At 45.5% G+C, this 18236-nt stretch carries 14 protein-coding genes; 7 read left to right on the top strand and 7 right to left on the bottom strand.

Features of this window, described 5'->3' with window-relative positions; genetic code table 11:
- The first annotated feature begins 69 nt into the window (after window positions 1–69).
- The 3 genes from BLT07_RS11845 (at window position 70) to BLT07_RS11835 (ending at window position 3111) form a co-directional block, all read left to right on the top strand.
- Window positions 70–831 carry an NYN domain-containing protein gene (locus BLT07_RS11845; RefSeq protein ID WP_091868903.1) on the top strand — a complete coding sequence of 254 codons (762 nt, stop codon included), beginning with the start codon at window positions 70–72 and terminating at the stop codon, window positions 829–831.
- 120 nt (window positions 832–951) lie between these two features.
- The gene (locus BLT07_RS11840) at window positions 952–1374 is read left to right on the top strand and encodes a hypothetical protein (protein ID WP_139205140.1); all 423 of its coding nucleotides are present in this window, start codon (window positions 952–954) and stop codon (window positions 1372–1374) included.
- Window positions 1375–1491: 117 nt separating this feature from the next.
- Window positions 1492–3111, top strand: coding sequence for an amidohydrolase (locus tag BLT07_RS11835; RefSeq protein WP_091868899.1), 1620 nt, complete (start codon window positions 1492–1494; stop codon window positions 3109–3111).
- Window positions 3112–3289: 178 nt separating this feature from the next.
- Here the strand turns inward: BLT07_RS11835 and BLT07_RS11830 are convergent, their stop codons facing one another.
- Complete coding sequence (locus BLT07_RS11830) at window positions 3290–3835, bottom strand: DUF2911 domain-containing protein (RefSeq protein ID WP_091868898.1); 546 nt, start codon at window positions 3833–3835, stop codon at window positions 3290–3292.
- Between the two features lie 283 nt (window positions 3836–4118).
- On the opposite strand from BLT07_RS11830, the gene asnB reads away from it, so the two are divergent.
- Together asnB and gyrB are read left to right on the top strand one after the other, a co-directional pair.
- Window positions 4119–5789 (top strand): asparagine synthase B, encoded by a 1671-nt coding sequence (asnB, locus tag BLT07_RS11825; RefSeq protein WP_091868896.1) that lies wholly within the window; start codon window positions 4119–4121, stop codon window positions 5787–5789.
- 126 nt (window positions 5790–5915) lie between these two features.
- Window positions 5916–7934 carry a DNA topoisomerase (ATP-hydrolyzing) subunit B gene (gyrB, locus tag BLT07_RS11820; RefSeq protein WP_091868895.1) on the top strand — a complete coding sequence of 673 codons (2019 nt, stop codon included), beginning with the start codon at window positions 5916–5918 and terminating at the stop codon, window positions 7932–7934.
- A 117-nt stretch (window positions 7935–8051) separates the two neighbouring features.
- Here gyrB and BLT07_RS11815 read toward each other — a convergent pair whose 3' ends face one another.
- The gene (locus tag BLT07_RS11815) at window positions 8052–8426 is read right to left on the bottom strand and encodes a hypothetical protein (RefSeq protein ID WP_175455322.1); all 375 of its coding nucleotides are present in this window, start codon (window positions 8424–8426) and stop codon (window positions 8052–8054) included.
- 269 nt (window positions 8427–8695) lie between these two features.
- On the opposite strand from BLT07_RS11815, the gene BLT07_RS11810 reads away from it, so the two are divergent.
- Both BLT07_RS11810 and secDF read left to right on the top strand, forming a co-directional pair.
- A complete protein-coding gene (locus BLT07_RS11810) occupies window positions 8696–9622 on the top strand; it encodes a malate dehydrogenase (protein ID WP_091868893.1) in 927 nt (308 codons plus the stop codon).
- Window positions 9623–9943: 321 nt separating this feature from the next.
- Window positions 9944–12934 carry a protein translocase subunit SecDF gene (gene secDF / locus BLT07_RS11800; protein WP_091868890.1) on the top strand — a complete coding sequence of 997 codons (2991 nt, stop codon included), beginning with the start codon at window positions 9944–9946 and terminating at the stop codon, window positions 12932–12934.
- A 333-nt stretch (window positions 12935–13267) separates the two neighbouring features.
- On the opposite strand, the gene BLT07_RS11795 is transcribed toward secDF, so the two are convergent.
- From BLT07_RS11795 to cysS, 5 genes are all read right to left on the bottom strand, one after another.
- The gene (locus tag BLT07_RS11795) at window positions 13268–14503 is read right to left on the bottom strand and encodes an ATP-binding cassette domain-containing protein (protein WP_091868888.1); all 1236 of its coding nucleotides are present in this window, start codon (window positions 14501–14503) and stop codon (window positions 13268–13270) included.
- 239 nt (window positions 14504–14742) lie between these two features.
- Window positions 14743–15225, bottom strand: a complete 483-nt coding sequence (locus BLT07_RS11785; protein ID WP_091868884.1) for a DUF192 domain-containing protein — start codon at window positions 15223–15225, stop codon at window positions 14743–14745.
- 159 nt (window positions 15226–15384) lie between these two features.
- A complete protein-coding gene (gene lgt / locus BLT07_RS11780; RefSeq protein WP_091868882.1) occupies window positions 15385–16350 on the bottom strand; it encodes a prolipoprotein diacylglyceryl transferase in 966 nt (321 codons plus the stop codon).
- Between the two features lie 151 nt (window positions 16351–16501).
- Entirely contained in the window at window positions 16502–16723 is a 222-nt protein-coding gene (gene yidD / locus BLT07_RS11775; protein ID WP_091868880.1) for a membrane protein insertion efficiency factor YidD, read from the bottom strand.
- A 28-nt stretch (window positions 16724–16751) separates the two neighbouring features.
- Window positions 16752–18233, bottom strand: coding sequence for a cysteine--tRNA ligase (cysS, locus tag BLT07_RS11770; RefSeq protein ID WP_091868878.1), 1482 nt, complete (start codon window positions 18231–18233; stop codon window positions 16752–16754).
- Between the last annotated feature and the right edge of the window lie 3 nt (window positions 18234–18236).

Below are 18236 nucleotides of genomic sequence, written 5' to 3'. Positions count from 1 at the left end.
AATTGGCAAGCCACTAGTTCATTAATCCAAAAGCTCACTGATTTTTAATCCACTAACTCCTCATCCCAAATGGACCTAAACCTAGCAGTACTCATAGACGGCGACAACATCCCTTCCGCCTATGTCAAAGAAATGATGGAAGAGATCGCCAAATACGGTAACCCGACCATCAAGCGTATATATGGGGATTGGACGAACCCGCGATTGGGCAAGTGGAAAAACATCCTCTTGGAAAATGCCATCACGCCCATTCAGCAGTACGGCTACACACAGGGAAAGAATGCGACAGATTCGGCCATGATCATCGATGCGATGGATATTCTGTATTCCGGAAAGGTGAACGGGTTCTGCATTGTAAGCAGCGACAGTGATTTTACACGCTTGGCGACACGGCTTAGGGAAGCGGGCATGCAGGTGTATGGTATTGGCGAAAAGAAAACGCCCAATCCGTTTATCGTGGCCTGTGATCGGTTTATCTATATCGAGATATTGAAAAAGCCGGAAAGCCCTACTTCCACTGATTCGAAAGACACAGCTACCTCAAAAAGTGGTGTTGAAAAAATAACGCCTAAAGACCTTCGGTTTATTGCCACGACCATTGACGATGTGTCCGACGACGATGGTTGGGCCTTTTTGGGCGATGTGGGCAGTCTTTTGCAAAAAAAACAGCCCAATTTTGATTCGCGGAACTACGGCTTCCAAAAATTGACGCCGTTGCTTTCGTCCATTCCCCATTTCGAGATTGAGCGGCGGGAAGATTCAAAGGGCCGAAAGAAACTGGTCTATGTGAAAATCAAGGAAAAGCAGCGTAGCGGCCGAAACAAAAAATAGAGCGGGTATATTCATAAGGGGGTATACGAAAATCCGAATTTTCATAGTACCTACCCTTTAGGCAGAAACTAGTATATTTACAAGACGAATAAAAAGTAAATACTTTCAACTATGAACATTATGAAGCAAACCATAATCAAAAAACAAATAGCCCTATTTATTGCCATACTATGTCTTCTTGCGGTATCACCAGTGATGGCCATTTCGCAGCATACGACAGATACCTCTTCCAGTCTACTCGCCGATAAGTTCGTCGGCGGCTGGAGCTATACCGTTGAAGGCGCGCCCGAAGGCTATAAAAAAGGACTTCTGGTCATCGTTAAAGAAGGCGATAGTTATAAAGTGCAAGTGCAGACCGGCGGGGGTACAATTTTGGGGGATAACGTAAAGGTTAGTGGCAGCACCATCAGTTTCGACGTCATGGTCGAGGGCGGTAAAGTCGCCGTAAGCTTGACCGCTAAGGGTGCTACGATAACCGGTAAAAGCACCTCTTCGGAAGGTTCTTATACCATTAAAGGTGAGAAAACCATTTCGATGGATTGATTGATAGCTGTCAAAATGGATTCTAATTCTAAAGGCCGGAAAAAATAATTATTTTATCCTTTCGGCGCATGTGCTTTGGCAACCCGGTAGGGATGGCAAGCGGTAAAGCTCCAAGAAATGAAAAAGATACTGCCCCTATTTTTACTTTTTCTTACCGGTTGCGAATACGTAAAGGACAAAGTGGACCTTGTCATTGTAAACGCCAATATCTATACCGTGGATGAAGGCTTTTCAAAAGCGGAGGCCTTTGCTGTCCATAAAGGAAAATTTATTGCGGTCGGTACCACAGAAGAAATACGTGACCAATATACTAGCGACCAATTGGTCGACGCCGATGGGCGCACCATCACACCCGGACTCATCGATGCCCATTGCCATTTCTATGGTTTAGGTCTTAACCAACAGGTGGTCGACCTTAGGGGTACTACAAGTTTCGAAGAGGTATTGGAGCGTGTGGTACAATTCCAACGCAAAAATCCCAAGGATTTTATTTTGGGCCGGGGATGGGATCAGAACGATTGGGAAAATAAAGAGTATCCTACCCGAAAAGAACTCGATGCACTTTTTCCAGATACCCCTGTGGTACTCCGTCGTATCGATGGGCATGCCATGCTGGTCAACAAAGTTGCGCTGGATTCTGCGGGCATCGACTGGAGCACCAAAGTCGATGGCGGGGAAATTGTCAAGGGAGCCATGGGCAGCATTACCGGGGTGCTGATCGACAACCCCATGCAGCTTATCGGTTCCATTACTCCCGGGCCTGACCTTGAAGCCAGGGTCGAGGCCTTAAAGGATGCCGAACGCATTTGTCTGAACCACGGGCTGACCACGGTCAACGATGCGGGGCTTGACCGCTCTACCATCGAACTTATCGACAGCCTGCAGCAGGCGGGTGAACTTTCCATACGGGTATATGCCATGGTGAGCAATACTCCTGAAAACGTAAATCATTATATCTATAAAGGTCCGATCAAGACCGACCGCTTGAACGTTCGCTCCATAAAAGTATACGCCGACGGGGCTCTGGGATCAAGGGGTGCCTATCTCAAGAAACCGTATTCCGACAAATGGGACCATCATGGTGCCATGGTCACGCCCATCGAAGACATCGAGGATCTGGCTAGGCGACTTGCCATTTCGGAATATCAGATGAACACCCATGCCATTGGAGATTCCGCCAATGCTGTGGTGCTGCGGACCTATAAAAATGTTCTAAAAGATAGTTCCGACCGCCGTTGGAAGGTAGAGCATGCACAGGTCATCGATTCCGTCGATTTTAAATATTTCGGAAAAAATATAATCCCTTCCGTACAGCCCACCCACGCTACTAGCGACATGTATTGGGCAGAAGATCGTTTGGGCGAAGAGCGGATGAAAGGGGCCTACGCGTTTAAAAAACTGTTGGACCAAGCTGGAATTATCGCCTTGGGCACCGATTTTCCCGTGGAAGATGTGAGTCCGTTCCTGACCTTCTATGCCGCTGTCACCCGAAAAGATCTTGAAGGAAATCCCAAAGAGGGATTTCAGATGAAGGACGCCCTAACCCGTGAGGAAGCCTTAAAGGGAATGACCATTTGGGCCGCCTTTTCCAACTTCGAAGAAGATGAAAAAGGAAGTATCGAAGTAGGTAAGTTCGCCGATTTCGTTATCTACGACAAAGATATGATGAAGGTACCGGTACAAGAGATTCCTACGATTATGGCCGAGCAGACTTTTGTGAATGGGGTTACGCGCTAGAATTAGCCGCAAAAATAAACTGATCGGCAAGGAGAATGAGCGAGGCACAAGTTATACATGTAGGTCTAACCCGAATCGGTTACGGACCTACAAGATAACCCTTTCTACAGCGCAGGGCCAGAACAAAAAAAACCGACGCCAAAGACGCCGGTTTTCCGATTATAGGTGTTTCAGGAAATTACATTTTCATCATGATCGGCACAGCGACACGTGTCTTGTCCCATCCCATGACCATTTGGGCACCCCCGTCAACCTCTTTAAAGGCGATGGAGAATTCTTCCAAGGACTTGCCATCGGAACTGCTCGGAACCTTGACCCGGGCAACATCGGCACCTTCGTCATAGGAAAAAGCACCCCATTGGTTGAGGTTTTTGTTCAGGGCAACGGTCCACTCTCCTTGCCCGGGTATAGTGAAAAGTGAATAGGTACCCGCCTTGATATCCTTTCCGCCGAAATTGACATCGCTATAGAACGTAATTTCCGGCGCCTCGTTGGCACCGGTTCGCCAAACCTTTCCTTCAGGGGCAAGTTCTTGCATAGACCTTCCTTTGAGTTGGGGTCTGCTGTAAACGATGCGAATCGTTTTATTCGCTTCTTTATAACTGGTTGGGAAAGCCGCCATATCCATAGGGCTCTTATCCAATCCGCTAAATTCCTGTGCATAGGCCTCCGTCGAAAAGGCCAATGTGAATACCATAAAGGTGATAATAGATACTTTTTTCATAGTTGTGTTTGATTCACCCTGAATTCATTTCCGGGTCATTAAATTATTAAATTTTATTCCTGCTAAATCTAATTGGATTTCCCCATTTTCTATACTAAAAACTCGTTAAATTTCACGCTTCTTACAAATCATTCCAAAATATCGTATTCAAAGTTACTATGGGTTACAAATTTCTATAATAAGAAATGAATAATGGATGATTAGTAATTAATAATAGAGTATGGGTTTGATATCAGAAGCATAAACAACATCTTTGCCTAGAAATTAAAATAAATAAAAAGTCATGTGTGGAATTGTATGTGCATTCGATATAAAACAAAGTAGTGAGGTCTTACGGCCACAACTCTTGGAAATGTCAAAAAAAGTAAGGCACCGTGGTCCGGATTGGAGCGGAATCTTTGCCGATGAAAAGGCGTTAATGGCCCATGAACGTCTGGCCATTGTGGATCCGGCTTCCGGAAAGCAGCCTTTGTTCAGTCCGGACAAAAAGTTGGTCCTTGCCGCGAACGGTGAAATTTATAACCACAGGGAATTGCGAAGGCAGTTCGAGGGCAACTATGATTTTCAAACGGAATCCGATTGTGAGGTCATTCTCGCCTTGTACCAGAAAAAAGGAGCTGATTTTCTCGATGAGATGAACGGTATCTTCGGTTTTGCCATTTACGATACCGAAAAAGAGGAATATTTCATTGCCCGTGATCACATGGGTATCATCCCATTATATATAGGATGGGATAAGCACGGTACCTTTTACGTGGCTTCTGAATTGAAGGCTTTGGAAGGCACCTGTACCAAAATCCAGCTTTTTCCTCCGGGACATTATATGCACAGTAGCGATGGGGAATTTAAAAAATGGTATTCAAGAGATTGGATGGAATATGATGCCGTAAAAGATAACGAGACCAGTATACAGGAAATTAAAGAAGCCTTGGAAGCCGCCGTGCACCGTCAGCTGATGTCCGATGTGCCTTATGGGGTGTTACTTTCCGGTGGATTGGATTCTTCCGTCACCTCGGCCATTGCCAAAAAATATGCCCAAAAGCGTATCGAATCCGATGATACTGCGGATGCCTGGTGGCCGCAATTGCACTCCTTTTCCGTAGGCTTGGAGGGTTCGCCCGATTTGGCCGCGGCACAAAAAGTGGCCGATCACATCGGCACAGTGCACCACGAAATCAAGTTCACGATACAAGAAGGTCTGGACGCTATAAAGGATGTCGTCTACAACTTGGAAACCTATGATATCACCACGATCCGCGCTTCAACACCGATGTATTTGATGGCGCGCGTCATCAAATCCATGGGTATAAAAATGGTACTTTCCGGAGAGGGTGCGGACGAGCTTTTCGGGGGATATCTGTATTTTCACAAGGCCCCGAACGATAAGGAATTCCATGAAGAGACCGTACGGAAGTTGAGTAAGCTACACATGTACGATTGCCTGCGGGCCAACAAATCCTTGGCCGCTTGGGGCATCGAAGGCCGCGTACCCTTTTTGGACAAGGAGTTTATGGACGTTGCCATGCGCATCAATCCGAAGGACAAATTAATCAACGGGGAGCGTATGGAAAAATGGGTCGTGCGGAAGGCTTTTGAGGATATGCTGCCCGAAAGTGTGGCCTGGCGCCAAAAAGAGCAGTTCTCCGACGGTGTGGGCTACAGTTGGATAGACACCTTAAAAGAGGTCGTCAAAGAAGAAGTGTCCGATGAGCAAATGGCCAGCGCCAAGTTTCGCTATCCTTTACAGACCCCGACCTCAAAAGAAGAATACTACTACCGTTCGATTTTTGAATCGCATTTCCCCTCTGACGCCGCTGCCTTATGCGTACCTCAGGAAGCCTCGGTAGCCTGTAGTACACAGATTGCGCTGGAATGGGACGAAGCTTTTAAGAATATGAACGACCCATCGGGTAGGGCAGTGGCCAAAGTGCATGCCGATGCCTATGAGAAATAGCTACTTTTTCCACATTTTTTGTTGATAACTTCGAAGCTATTCGATATCCCAAAACCCTATGTTTCATAGGGTTTTGCGTATATTTGTAGGATTGCAGAATTTAGTGTGAAACAACCTTAAAATCCTATGAGCGAAGAACCGAATAACGAAGAAGAGTTGAACGAAGAAAATGGTTCCGGACAAGAGCCCCAAGAAATTTCCGATAGGAACGAAATTATACTACCCAAAGAATATTCCGCAGATAGCATTCAGGCCCTTGAGGGCATGGAACACGTGCGCATGCGCCCTTCGATGTATATCGGTGACGTAGGCGTTCGCGGTTTGCACCATTTGGTCTACGAGGTGGTCGATAACTCCATCGATGAGGCCATGGGCGGACATTGTGACACCATCAGTGTCATTATTAATGAGGATAATTCGATTACCACACGTGATAACGGCCGTGGTATCCCAGTTGACCTACATAAAAAAGAAGGGATTTCCGCCCTTGAAGTGGTTATGACCAAAATCGGGGCCGGCGGTAAATTCGATAAGGATTCCTATAAGGTTTCCGGTGGATTGCACGGTGTCGGGGTATCCGTTGTCAACGCACTTTCCGATAACCTGAAAGCAACGGTCTATCGCGATGGTAAAATTTGGGAGCAGGAGTATTCAAGGGGAAAGTCCCTATATCCCGTAAAAAGTGTGGGTGAGACCACCGAAAGAGGTACGGAAGTCACTTTCCATCCCGATACGGATATTTTCAAACAGACCATAGAGTATAGTTACGAAACCCTTTCCAATCGTATGCGCGAACTCTCCTTTTTGAACAAAGGTGTCACCATTACGATAACCGACCGGCGTCAAAAGGAAGATGATGGCGAATTTGTTTCCGAAGTTTTTTATTCCGATGAAGGTCTAAAGGAATTCATCCGGTTTTTAGATGCTACCCGAAATCCCTTAATAAAGGAAGTCATCGCGATGGAAGGGGAAAAGAACGATATTCCCGTCGAGGTCGCCATGATCTATAACGATAGCTATGTTGAAAATTTGCATTCCTATGTCAACAATATCAATACCCACGAAGGCGGAACCCACCTTTCGGGTTTTAGAAGGGGATTGACGACTACCCTGAAAAAATATGCCGATGCCTCTGGTATGCTTGATAAATTAAAATTCGAGGTACAGGGCGATGATTTTAGGGAGGGCCTTACTGCCATCGTATCCGTGAAAGTAGGGGAGCCCCAATTCGAGGGCCAGACCAAAACGAAATTGGGCAACCGCGAAGTGTCCTCGGCGGTCAGCCAAGCCGTTTCGGAGATGTTGACCAATTATTTGGAGGAACATCCCGATGATGCCAAGGTCATCGTACAAAAAGTGATTTTAGCGGCGCAGGCACGGCATGCGGCCACGAAGGCCCGCGAAATGGTACAGCGAAAAACGGTGATGAGCATCGGGGGACTGCCTGGAAAACTCTCCGATTGCTCCGATCAAGATCCCGTCAATTGCGAGGTGTTTCTCGTGGAGGGAGATTCCGCGGGCGGTACTGCAAAAATGGGACGCGACCGAAAGTTTCAGGCCATTCTTCCCTTACGGGGAAAAATATTGAACGTCGAAAAGGCCATGACCCACAAGGTCTTCGAAAACGAGGAAATCAAGAACATCTATACGGCCCTGGGCGTGACCATCGGTACCGAAGAGGACAGCAAGGCCCTCAACCTCGATAAGCTACGCTATCACAAGGTAGTCATCATGTGTGATGCCGATGTCGATGGTAGCCATATCGAAACCTTGATCCTGACCTTCTTTTTCCGCTATATGCGCGAATTGGTGGAAGGCGGACATGTGTATATCGCTACTCCGCCCCTTTATTTGGTCAAAAAGGGAGCCAAAAAACGCTACGCCTGGTCTGACAAAGAGCGCGACGAGATTGCTGACAGTTACAGCGGCGGCGTCAGCATACAGCGCTACAAAGGTTTGGGGGAAATGAACGCCGAACAATTATGGGACACCACCATGGACCCCGATTTCCGGATCTTGCGCCAGATTACCATTGATAACGCTACCGAAACCGATCGCGTTTTCAGCATGTTGATGGGTGACGAGGTACCCCCACGAAGGGAGTTTATCGAGAAAAATGCAAAGTATGCGAATATTGATGCGTAGGTAAGCCAATTCGTTTACTTTCAAAAGATAGGAATTTAAAAAGCCGAGGTCTAAATGACCTCGGCTTTTAGCGTATTTGAAAATTAGGACTTGACTAGGGTCCTGTGTAAAGTAATGTTATTCTCTTGTGGCCATGACATTTCCTTCGGTATCGGCAAGCATCGAAGCATCATCGCCACTTTGCATGGATACTGTTTCTTCTTCCATATCGGTGCCGGGATACGTAATGGTATAGGCGTCGTTTTCATATGTCCAACGAAAATCCGTTTTGAAGGTGATGCTGCCATTGGTTTTTTGATGGTACCGACCCAAATAGGCATCGTTAAAAATCCATTCTTGTCGAAGGGTCTTTTTTTTTGCAGCCGTTGTAGCTTCCGACACTTCCACATCGGACCAAATCCCGATGATGGGATTGTTGTTTTCGGGAATTCGGGAACAGTTACTGGCCAAAACGATACCGATAATGGCCAATAGGGAAAAAAGCTTTTTCACTGTGCAGGTTTTTTGGGGATTTGGACATTCATATGAAAAGAACGCCTAACAGCCGTCCGCTATTGCTTAAATTCGATGTATGGTTCGTAGGTTGGACCATTATTCGTTGAACGGTAAATTTCTTTAACAACTGCTGCAGTTCATCGAACAGCATTTAAAATCTGAAAACAGAATTATGGGCATTTCATCGGACTTTTAGAAGGAGAATGATTATTTTTGGAAACCTCGATTTTAAATAATCAGTTCATTAATAACTATAACTCATACACATGAAAGTAACCGTAGTAGGGGCAGGAGCCGTAGGCGCAAGTTGCGCGGAGTATATTGCCATCAAGAATTTTGCGGCCGAGGTCGTTTTGTTGGATATCAAGGAAGGCTACGCCGAAGGTAAGGCCATGGACTTGATGCAGACCGCATCGTTGAACGGGTTCGATACGAAAATCACTGGCGTTACCGATGACTATTCCAAAACGGCAGATAGTGCCATTGCCGTAATCACCTCTGGTATCCCCAGAAAACCGGGTATGACCCGAGAGGAATTGATCGGAATCAATGCGGGCATAGTAAAGACTGTCGCCTCGAATCTTGTAAAGTATTCTCCCGACGTTACCCTGATCGTAGTGAGCAATCCTATGGATACGATGACGTATCTGGTTCATAAGACAACCGGACTTCCTAAAAACAAGATTATCGGCATGGGCGGCGCTCTTGATAGTGCTCGTTTTAAGTATCGATTGGCGGAAGCCATGGAGGCGCCGATATCGGATATCGACGGTATGGTCATTGGTGGACATAGCGATACGGGAATGGTGCCGCTCACCTCGCACGCGACCCGAAATAGTATTAAGGTATCTGAATTTTTGTCGGAAGACCGTTTACAGCAAGTGGCCGAAGATACGAAAGTAGGCGGGGCGACCTTGACCAAGCTTTTAGGTACTAGTGCCTGGTATGCGCCCGGGGCGGCGGTGTCCGGCTTGGTACAGGCCATTGCCTGCGACCAAAAGAAACTATTTCCCTGTTCCACCCTATTGGAAGGGGAATACGATCTTGACGATATCTGTATCGGTGTACCCGTGATTTTGGGCCGCGGGGGTATCGAAAAAATCGTCACTATCCCACTTAGCGATGCCGAGAAAGCTAAAATGCAGGAAAGTGCGGAAGGGGTTAAAAAAACCAACGCACTTCTAGAGCTGTGACAAGTTAACATCCTTTATAGTCAATACCCTTTAAAATCATTATCCTTTAAAGGTAACATCCTTTTAAAATAACATCCGCAAAAGAAGCAATTCGCTGCGGATGTTTTCATTTTCAACCCTTGCTGTTTCCCTGTATAGCTAGATTTTTTCGAGATGCTTGGCATGAGTCCTGCTTCTAATGGCAGATTCACCGCGCTTGTCAAAGTGCAGCGGTCTATGATTTTTCCTTTGCAATAACTCCCGAATATATTGCCCAATCCGTTTGGAAAATCCATATATTTGCACGCTGTAAGAAAAAGTACCCACAAATTTACACAACCAATGCAAAATAAAGGACTTATAAAGCTTTTCGCCCTTTTGTTCGGGCTAGTGAGCATCTATCAATTATCCTACACATTTATCGGCGACAAGTTTGAAAGCGATGCCAAAACCTACGCTATTAATAGCGTTCCGGAAAGTGAGGAAGATTATGTAACCAAGCGGCAAGAACTGGAAACCCGGTATTTGGACTCCATCGGAGACCAGACCGTTTTTGGGTTTACGAACTACAACGAGGCCAAGAAAAAGGAGCTTAATAAAGGGCTCGATCTTAAAGGAGGTATCAACGTTACCCTGCAGATTTCTGTAAAGGATATTTTAAAGGGATTGGCTAACGGCTCTAAAAATCCCGTTTTCAACAAGGCTTTGGCCGATGCGGATGCGGCTTCTAAAAATAGTGATGATACCTATGTAGAGCTGTTTTTCGAGGCGTGGGACAAGATCAAAGGCGATAGCAAATTGGCCTCCCCCGATATTTTTGCCAATAAGAGCCTGAGTAGTGAAATTAACTTTCAAATGGGCGATGAAGAGGTCAAGCCTATCATCCGAAGAAAAATCGATGAATCCGTGGTGTCCGCTTTTGAGGTATTGCGTGAGCGTATTGACGGTTTCGGGGTGACCCAGCCTAATATTCAGCGGGAGGGCAATTCAGGTCGAATTTTGGTCGAACTACCAGGTGCCCGGGATATTGCCCGTGCACAAGACCTGCTTTCAAGTACGGCGGAATTGGAGTTTTGGGAAACCTATCAGCCAACTAACCAAGAATTACAAGGCTTCTTTTTTCAGGCCAATGAAAAGTTGAAATCAATGGTCGACACTACGGCCACGCAACAAAAGCCTGCGAAGCAAGAATCCGAGCTTGATTCCCTATTGTCCGACGTATCCCAAGATTCCTTGGATGTCGCACCTGGGCAGAACCCGCTTTTTGACAAATTTCAGCTCGGCCAGACCGGAAGTTATGCCGTAGGTCTTGCGGCAGTGCAAGATACAGCGGAAGTCGGTGCATTGCTAAGAAAAAGGGAAATCCGCAGATTGCTTCCGGCAAGCCTGCAATTCGTAAAATTTCTATGGGAACGACCTTCGGAAGGTTCCGAGGTCGCCTCGCTATTCGCCGTAAAATCCAATAGGGAAGGTACCCCGCGTATGGGCGGTGATGTGGTGACCGATGCCAGGGACGAATTTCAAAATGGACGGCCCATCGTGACCATGGCCATGAATACCCGCGGTGCCAAGGAGTGGGAAAAGCTCACCGGAGATTCCTTCAATAATCAAACCGGTATCGCTATTGTTTTAGATAATAAAGTGTATACTGCGCCAGGTGCAAGGGGCGTCATATCAGGTGGTAGAACTGAAATAACCGGTTCTTTCACGGTCAACGAGACCAAAGATATCGCCAACGTACTGCGCGCCGGTAAATTACCAGCTTCGGCAGATATCATACAGTCGGAAGTTGTTGGTCCGTCGCTAGGTCAGGAGGCTATTGATAGCGGATTTACGTCCTTCGCCATCGCCATGATTTTCGTATTACTTTGGATGATTTTTTATTATGGTAAGGCGGGTGTTTTTGCTGACATTGCCCTCTTGTTGAACATCCTTTTAATATTCGGGGTGTTGACCAGTTTGGGCGCCGTGCTTACGCTGCCCGGTATCGCCGGTATCGTCTTGACCATTGGTATGTCGGTAGATGCCAACGTACTTATCTTTGAACGGATCAAAGAGGAGCTGGCCAAGGGCAAAGGAAAATCCCAAGCGGTCGCCGACGGTTTCGGCAATGCGCTTTCTTCTATTTTGGATGCAAACATTACCACGGGACTAACCGCGATAATCCTTTTCGTATTCGGATCGGGGCCTATAAAAGGTTTCGCGACTACTTTGATTATTGGTATACTAACTTCGCTGTTCACCGCCATCTTTATCACACGTTTATTGGTAGACTGGTATATCGGCGGAAAATCAAAGCGGTTGGATTTCTCTACGGCCATCACCAAGAACTTGTTTAAGAACGTCAACATCGACTTCTTGAGTAAAAGAAAGATTGCCTACGTATTCTCCCTAATCATGTTGGCTATTGCCGTATTCTCGTTGGCGACCAATGGCTTGCAGCAAGGTGTTGACTTTGTAGGCGGTCGTTCGTACCAAGTGCGTTTCGAGAAAATAGTGAACCCCTCTGAAATCGCTTCGGAACTGAACGATGTTTTCGGTAGCGGTACCAATGTCAAGACGTTTGGCGATGCGAACCAGATAAAGATTACTACGCCATACAAGGTCGATGTGGAAGGTATTGAAGTGGACAATGAAATTCAGTCCAAACTCTTTAATGCGCTACAAAAATACTTGCCCGATGGCACTAGCCTACAGGATTTTAAAGTGGGAAGCAGTGGAAAGTCGATCGGTATCCTACAATCGATAAAAGTCGGTCCTACGATTGCTGACGACATTAAGAACAATGCGTTTTTGGCCATTATTGGATCTTTGGCCGTAGTGTTCTTTTATTTATTGCTGCGTTTTAGAAAGTGGCAGTTTTCCCTTGGGGCAGTAGTTGCGGTTTTTCACGATGTGGTAATCGTATTGGGTATCTTCTCATTGTTCGGAACGGTAATGCCCTTTAATATGGAAATCGATCAGGCCTTCATTGCCGCAATACTAACCGTAATCGGATATTCGTTGAACGATACCGTGATCGTCTTCGACCGTATTCGTGAAATCGTGGCTGAAAAGGGATGGCGTGCCGGTGAGAACACGAATTTAGCCTTGAACAGTACGTTGGGTAGAACCTTGAATACCTCGTTGACCACTTTGTTCGTTTTGATAGCCATATTCATTTTCGGTGGCGAATCGTTGCGCGGTTTTATGTTCGCTATGATTGTGGGTATTGTCGTAGGTACCTATTCTTCGCTTTTCATTGCGACTCCGGTCATGTACGATACCTTGACGAGCGCGACCAAGATAGGGGCCACCAAGAAAGTAGAATCGAAAAAAGCGGTAAAGTCATAGCATATCAAAAGGGCATTAGATTTTTATAATCCGTTGGAACTCATATAAAATAGGGGCTGATAATTTTCAGTCCCTATTTTTTATGACCCGATTGAGTGTTGTGTCGGTTAAGCCGCCGTTATTTTTTACCAGATTTAGGCAAAAAATTATTGCATAATCGTAGCTACGGAGTCATTTTTAAAGCAGAACTGGTGAAAAAGAACAAGGCTTGGACCGGCTAAGGCAGGCTTAACACAACACTAGATAATGGCTCAGATCTTTTCCCTCAAAGCTTGCATTTTCATATGATTTTTGTGAACGATATCCTATTTCCGCTTTTATAACTTTCAGTAGCTACAATTTTTGGCCTATGGATCCTTCTTTCGTCATTTCCAACTGATAGATATGGTGGGGTTCGAGTCCCGGTTCTTTGCGGTGGGATACAAAAATAGTAGTGGTTTCACTTTCCTTGGCGAATTTGTTGACCAGGGCTACGAAGAGTGCTGCGCTAGTATCGTCGAGACCGGCGGTGGGCTCGTCCAAGATGAGTAGGGGCGGATGTTTGATCATAGCCCTGACGCACATAACCAAGCGCTTTTGTCCCATGGAGAGGTCATGGTAAAGCAAATCCTTGATTTGCCATAGGCCTATCAACTGTAACCACGCTTTGGCGAGTCGCAATTGTACTTCGGTCGGTTTAATATACAGCCCAATAGAATCGGTAAGTCCGGATATGATCATATGCTCGACGGAATGGTAGCCCGTAAACTTGTCCGTCATCGAGGGTGTGAAATAGCCTATCTTTTTTTTAATGTCCCAGACACTCTCGCCACTGCCTTTTTTACGGCCGAAAATATAGAGTTCCTGTCCGTAGCCTTTCGGGTTTTCGCCCGTTATCATGGAGAGGATTGTGGTTTTTCCGCTTCCATTTTTTCCGCGGAGCTCCCAAAAATCACCTTTTTTTATAGTCCAAGCTATATCTTTTAAAACAGATTTATTGCCATAGCAAACATTCACTTTTTTAAGTGCTATCAAGACATCCCCATCAAAATCCATGGGATGTAAAGGAGGGGGGATTTCTTGCTCGAATTGATTTATTGCCCCGAGATTTAAAAGTGCTTTTTCATTGTCAATACAAACCAATTGTTCTCCTTCGAGTTGTGCAAAGTTTTCAATGAAGGGTAAAAGGTCTAATTTTCTACTAGCTAGCTGTACGATTACTATTTTCTGGGAAACCGCTTCCAATCGGATTTTGAGTTCCGCTTGCGTGTCATTGTCCAGATTGTCGAAAGGATTGTCCAAAACAATGAAATCACAATCTGAGGATAGGATGTATTTGAGCAAGGCTTTTTTCTGTTCGCCGCTGGACATTGATTTTAAGGATTGCTCCGTATCCGAAGTCAATATTTTAATACCGTGGCGATCTTCTTCGTCGATATACCGCTCTATCGCAATTTTTGAATATAGAGCACCCTTGGCACCCTGTAGACCTTGAAAATTTTCTGGTGGATTTCCCTGTAAAAGTAAATCGATGAGGTAGCCTTTTTTCGAAGTGTTGTCGAGAAAAATGGCCCAGTGTTCTAGCTTCATAAGAGGCGGCTTAAAAAGGCGTTTATGCCACCCAAGTTTTTTTCGTAGGGTTCGAAAACCCTTTCAAATTGCTGATGACAATCTTTTTCAGGGTTTTCGGGCCATCCTTTCCAAAATTCTGAACTTCTGGGGTTTTGGTGAAAAGGTAGCCAATCATGATCGTGTGAGGTAAGAAGCTTTCTGAACATTAAAGGCTGCGTTTCTTCGCCAGATAGAATTAGGTTCATGGAGATTTACCGTTATTGATACGAAATGCTGTCCCCGACTTTCAGCCCCCACTCTGACACCAATCCCGCATTGACCTCCAATACATATTTTACCGGCACTTTTGATGACAGGCTTGTTTCATTCAAGGGTTGCGCGTTCTGCTGAAAACTAGCCACGCTCATGTCGCTTTTGATAAAGATGAGATCCAGGGCGAACTCCGTGTTCTTCATATAAAAAGAATGCATGGCCTGATTTGGAAAAACGAATAGCATGCCTTGGTCGTCTTGCATTCCTTGACGGTACATGAGTCCCGTTTCGGTCTCGTAGTCGTTATCGGCGATTTCGATGCTCAATTTGCTCAACACCGAATCGGTTTTGGCCTTGAAAAGGGTCAGCTCACCTTCCTTTTTAAAGGCTATCGGTTCGGTCTTGATGACTTTTTTAGGTTCATCTTTACAGGAATGGAGCAAAATAGCTCCCACAAAAAAACAACATACTAATTTGAGCAATCTCATGGCAATAAAAAATTTATGGGTTTAGAAAAGGTTGACCATTAATTCTAATTGAGTTCAAAATCACAACAGTCGACCATTCCATTTTTAGCGCTAAAAATAAACCCAAAGTAGGGCCTGAACGAAGTCAAAGGGTTCCCAAAGAATGCCTACTATCTTGTACTATCTACTGCCTACTGAATTGGGTTTGAACATAAAATAAAGGCCGATCAAGATAAATGGAATACTTAACCATTGCCCTGTTGATAAAAGGCCTAGTGATTCTTCGAAACCACCTTGGCTTTTTTTGACGAATTCTACAAAGAACCTAATGGTCCATAGTAACACCAGAAACAGGCCGAACAAGAATCCTCGGTTGTTCTTTTTGTCGGTTTTCCAATAGAGAAAATATAGGATAATGAATACAAAAATATAAGCGACCCCTTCATACAATTGCGCAGGATGACGATAGGGGATATCTGCCAGATATTGCGAAAACTGCGGATTATTTTCTATAGCATCATAAGCGGCATTTACCGTTTTTTCTTTAGTGATCGCCAATGCCTTTGCGGGATGCATATCATCGGAATCTCGGATAAACTTTACAGCAAAAGCGGAAGAAGCATCGGTTATCTTTCCGTTGATCTCGGAATTGAAGAAATTCCCCAACCGTACACAGAAAGCCCCTATTGCAAAGGGAATCACCATACGGTCTAACAACCATACCATCGTAAAGCCTTGATGTTTTCTGGTATATAGGTATACTCCGATAATAACGCCAATAATGGCGCCGTGGCTTGCTAGGCCTGTGAAGCCGGTGAACTCATAGCCGTTGATAAACCCGAACAGCGCACTGTCGGCACTTTCGCGGATCGGGAGTAAAATCTCCAATAAATGATTTTGATAATAAGGCCAATCGTAGAAGATAACATGGCCCAAACGCGCGCCGAGCATAGTGGCGAGCACCGTATAAATAAAAAGGGAATCGAGTTGCTCGACCGTTTTTTTCTCGTTGAGGAAAATCCGTTTCATGATAGCCCAGCCCAGCGCAAAGGCGACAATCCATAAAAGGTTGTAATATTTAATCTGTATCGGGCCGAGCGTAAAAAGCGTTTCGTTCGGATTCCAAATAATTCCCAAGAAATACATGTGGTTCAGTTTTGAAGCGGCTAAGATACAAAAATGGGTTTGGGGTTTGGCGTTTTTCCGTTTGTTGTTTTTAAGTAGCTGAAGGAGGAAGGGAGTGCGGGATATTATGATTTAAATAAATCTATTTGAATTTGTCTTTGATATTTACATTTTATGGTACCGGGTCGTACCCGTCACCGCCCCATGGGTTGCAACTTAATATTCTTTTCAGGGAAAGCCATCCGCCTTTAAAAAGTCCGTATTTTTTTAGAGCTTCCAAGGTGTATTTCGAACAGGTGGGGGAGTAGCGGCAGGTAGCAGGCGTGTAGGGAGAAATCGCGACCTGATAGAACCGGATCAAAAGAACGAAAGGGGCTATCAGAATTTTTTTCATTGTTGCGTGTTCTTTGAGGAACTGACGTTCAACTCACACTAAAAGTCGTTCCTTCCTTACCATCTTTCAGTTGAATGCCCAGTTCCGCCAATTGGTCGCGAATCTTATCGGAGGTAGCGAAATCTTTGTTCTCCCGAGCTTCTTTTCGGAATTGGATCAACATTTCGACCGCGCCGGAAAGTTTTTCGATATCTGCTGCATTCCCCGCCTTCTGTTCAAGGCCGAGTACATCGAAAACAAAGTTGTTTACGGTATGCTGCAGGGCTTCCTTGTCCGTTGCGGTAATACTTTCCTTTCCTTCCTTGATCAGATTGATATGGCGGACGGCCTCAAAAAGGTGGGCGATGAGAATCGGCGTATTGAAATCGTCGTTCATGGCATCGTAGCACTGCTGCTCCCATGCCTTGACATCAAAATCACTTTTGTTATCGGTTTTCAGTCCACTTATCGCATCAAAGGCTTCCATCAATTTGGTAAAGCCTTTTTCGGAGGCTAGAAGCGCATCGTCGCTCAGGTCCAAAATACTGGCATAATGCGCCTGCATCATAAAGAACCTTACTACCGATGGCGAAAACGGCTTGCTAAGCAATTCATTTTCACCGGTAAAAATTTCACCGGGCAGAATATTATTGCCCGTAGATTTGGCCATTTTCTTTCCGTTCATGGTCAGCATATTGGCATGCATCCAATAGCGGACCGGCGATTGGCCGTAACTGGCTTCCGCCTGGGCAATCTCGCATTCGTGGTGCGGGAATTTCAGGTCCATTCCTCCGCCGTGAATGTCAAAGGTCTCCCCCAGATATTTGGTGCTCATCACGGTACATTCCAAATGCCATCCGGGGAAACCGTCGCCCCATGGCGATGGCCAGCGCATAATATGCTGGGTTTCGGCCTTTTTCCATAGGGCAAAATCCTGTGGACTTTTCTTATCGTCCTGGGCGGTGAGCTCGCGGGTGTTGGCAATCATATCCTCTAACTTCCTACCGCTTAATTTTCCGTATTCGTGGGTCTTGCTGAATTTCGCGACATCGAAATATACGGAGCCGTTGGCTTCATAAGCATATCCCTTTTCAAAAATATCCTTGATAATCTCTATCTGTTCTATAATATGTCCCGTGGCGGTAGGTTCGATGCTGGGGGGCAAAAGATTGAATTTTTCCAGCGTATTATGAAAGTCAAGGGTATACCGCTGCACGACTTCCATGGGCTCCAATTGTTCTAAACGGGCCTTTTTGGCAATTTTGTCCTCACCGTCTTCCGCATCGTCTACCATGTGTCCGGCATCGGTAATATTGCGTACGTAGCGCACTTTATAGCCTAAATGTTTGAAATACCTAAAAATCATGTCGAAAGACATAAAAGTACGGCAGTTGCCGAGATGCACGTTGCTATAGACGGTAGGGCCGCAGACGTACATGCCGATGTGGCCTTCGTTCAACGCTTCAAAAACTTCTTTTTTGCCCGAAAGGGAATTATGGATTTTTATGGATTGGTTTTGGTAGGCTTGCATATT

Source organism: Pricia antarctica, from assembly GCF_900101815.1.
Taxonomy (GTDB): domain Bacteria; phylum Bacteroidota; class Bacteroidia; order Flavobacteriales; family Flavobacteriaceae; genus Pricia; species Pricia antarctica.
The sequence above is the reverse complement of the archived record's forward strand: the minus strand, read 5'-3'. Positions and strand labels throughout refer to the sequence as shown.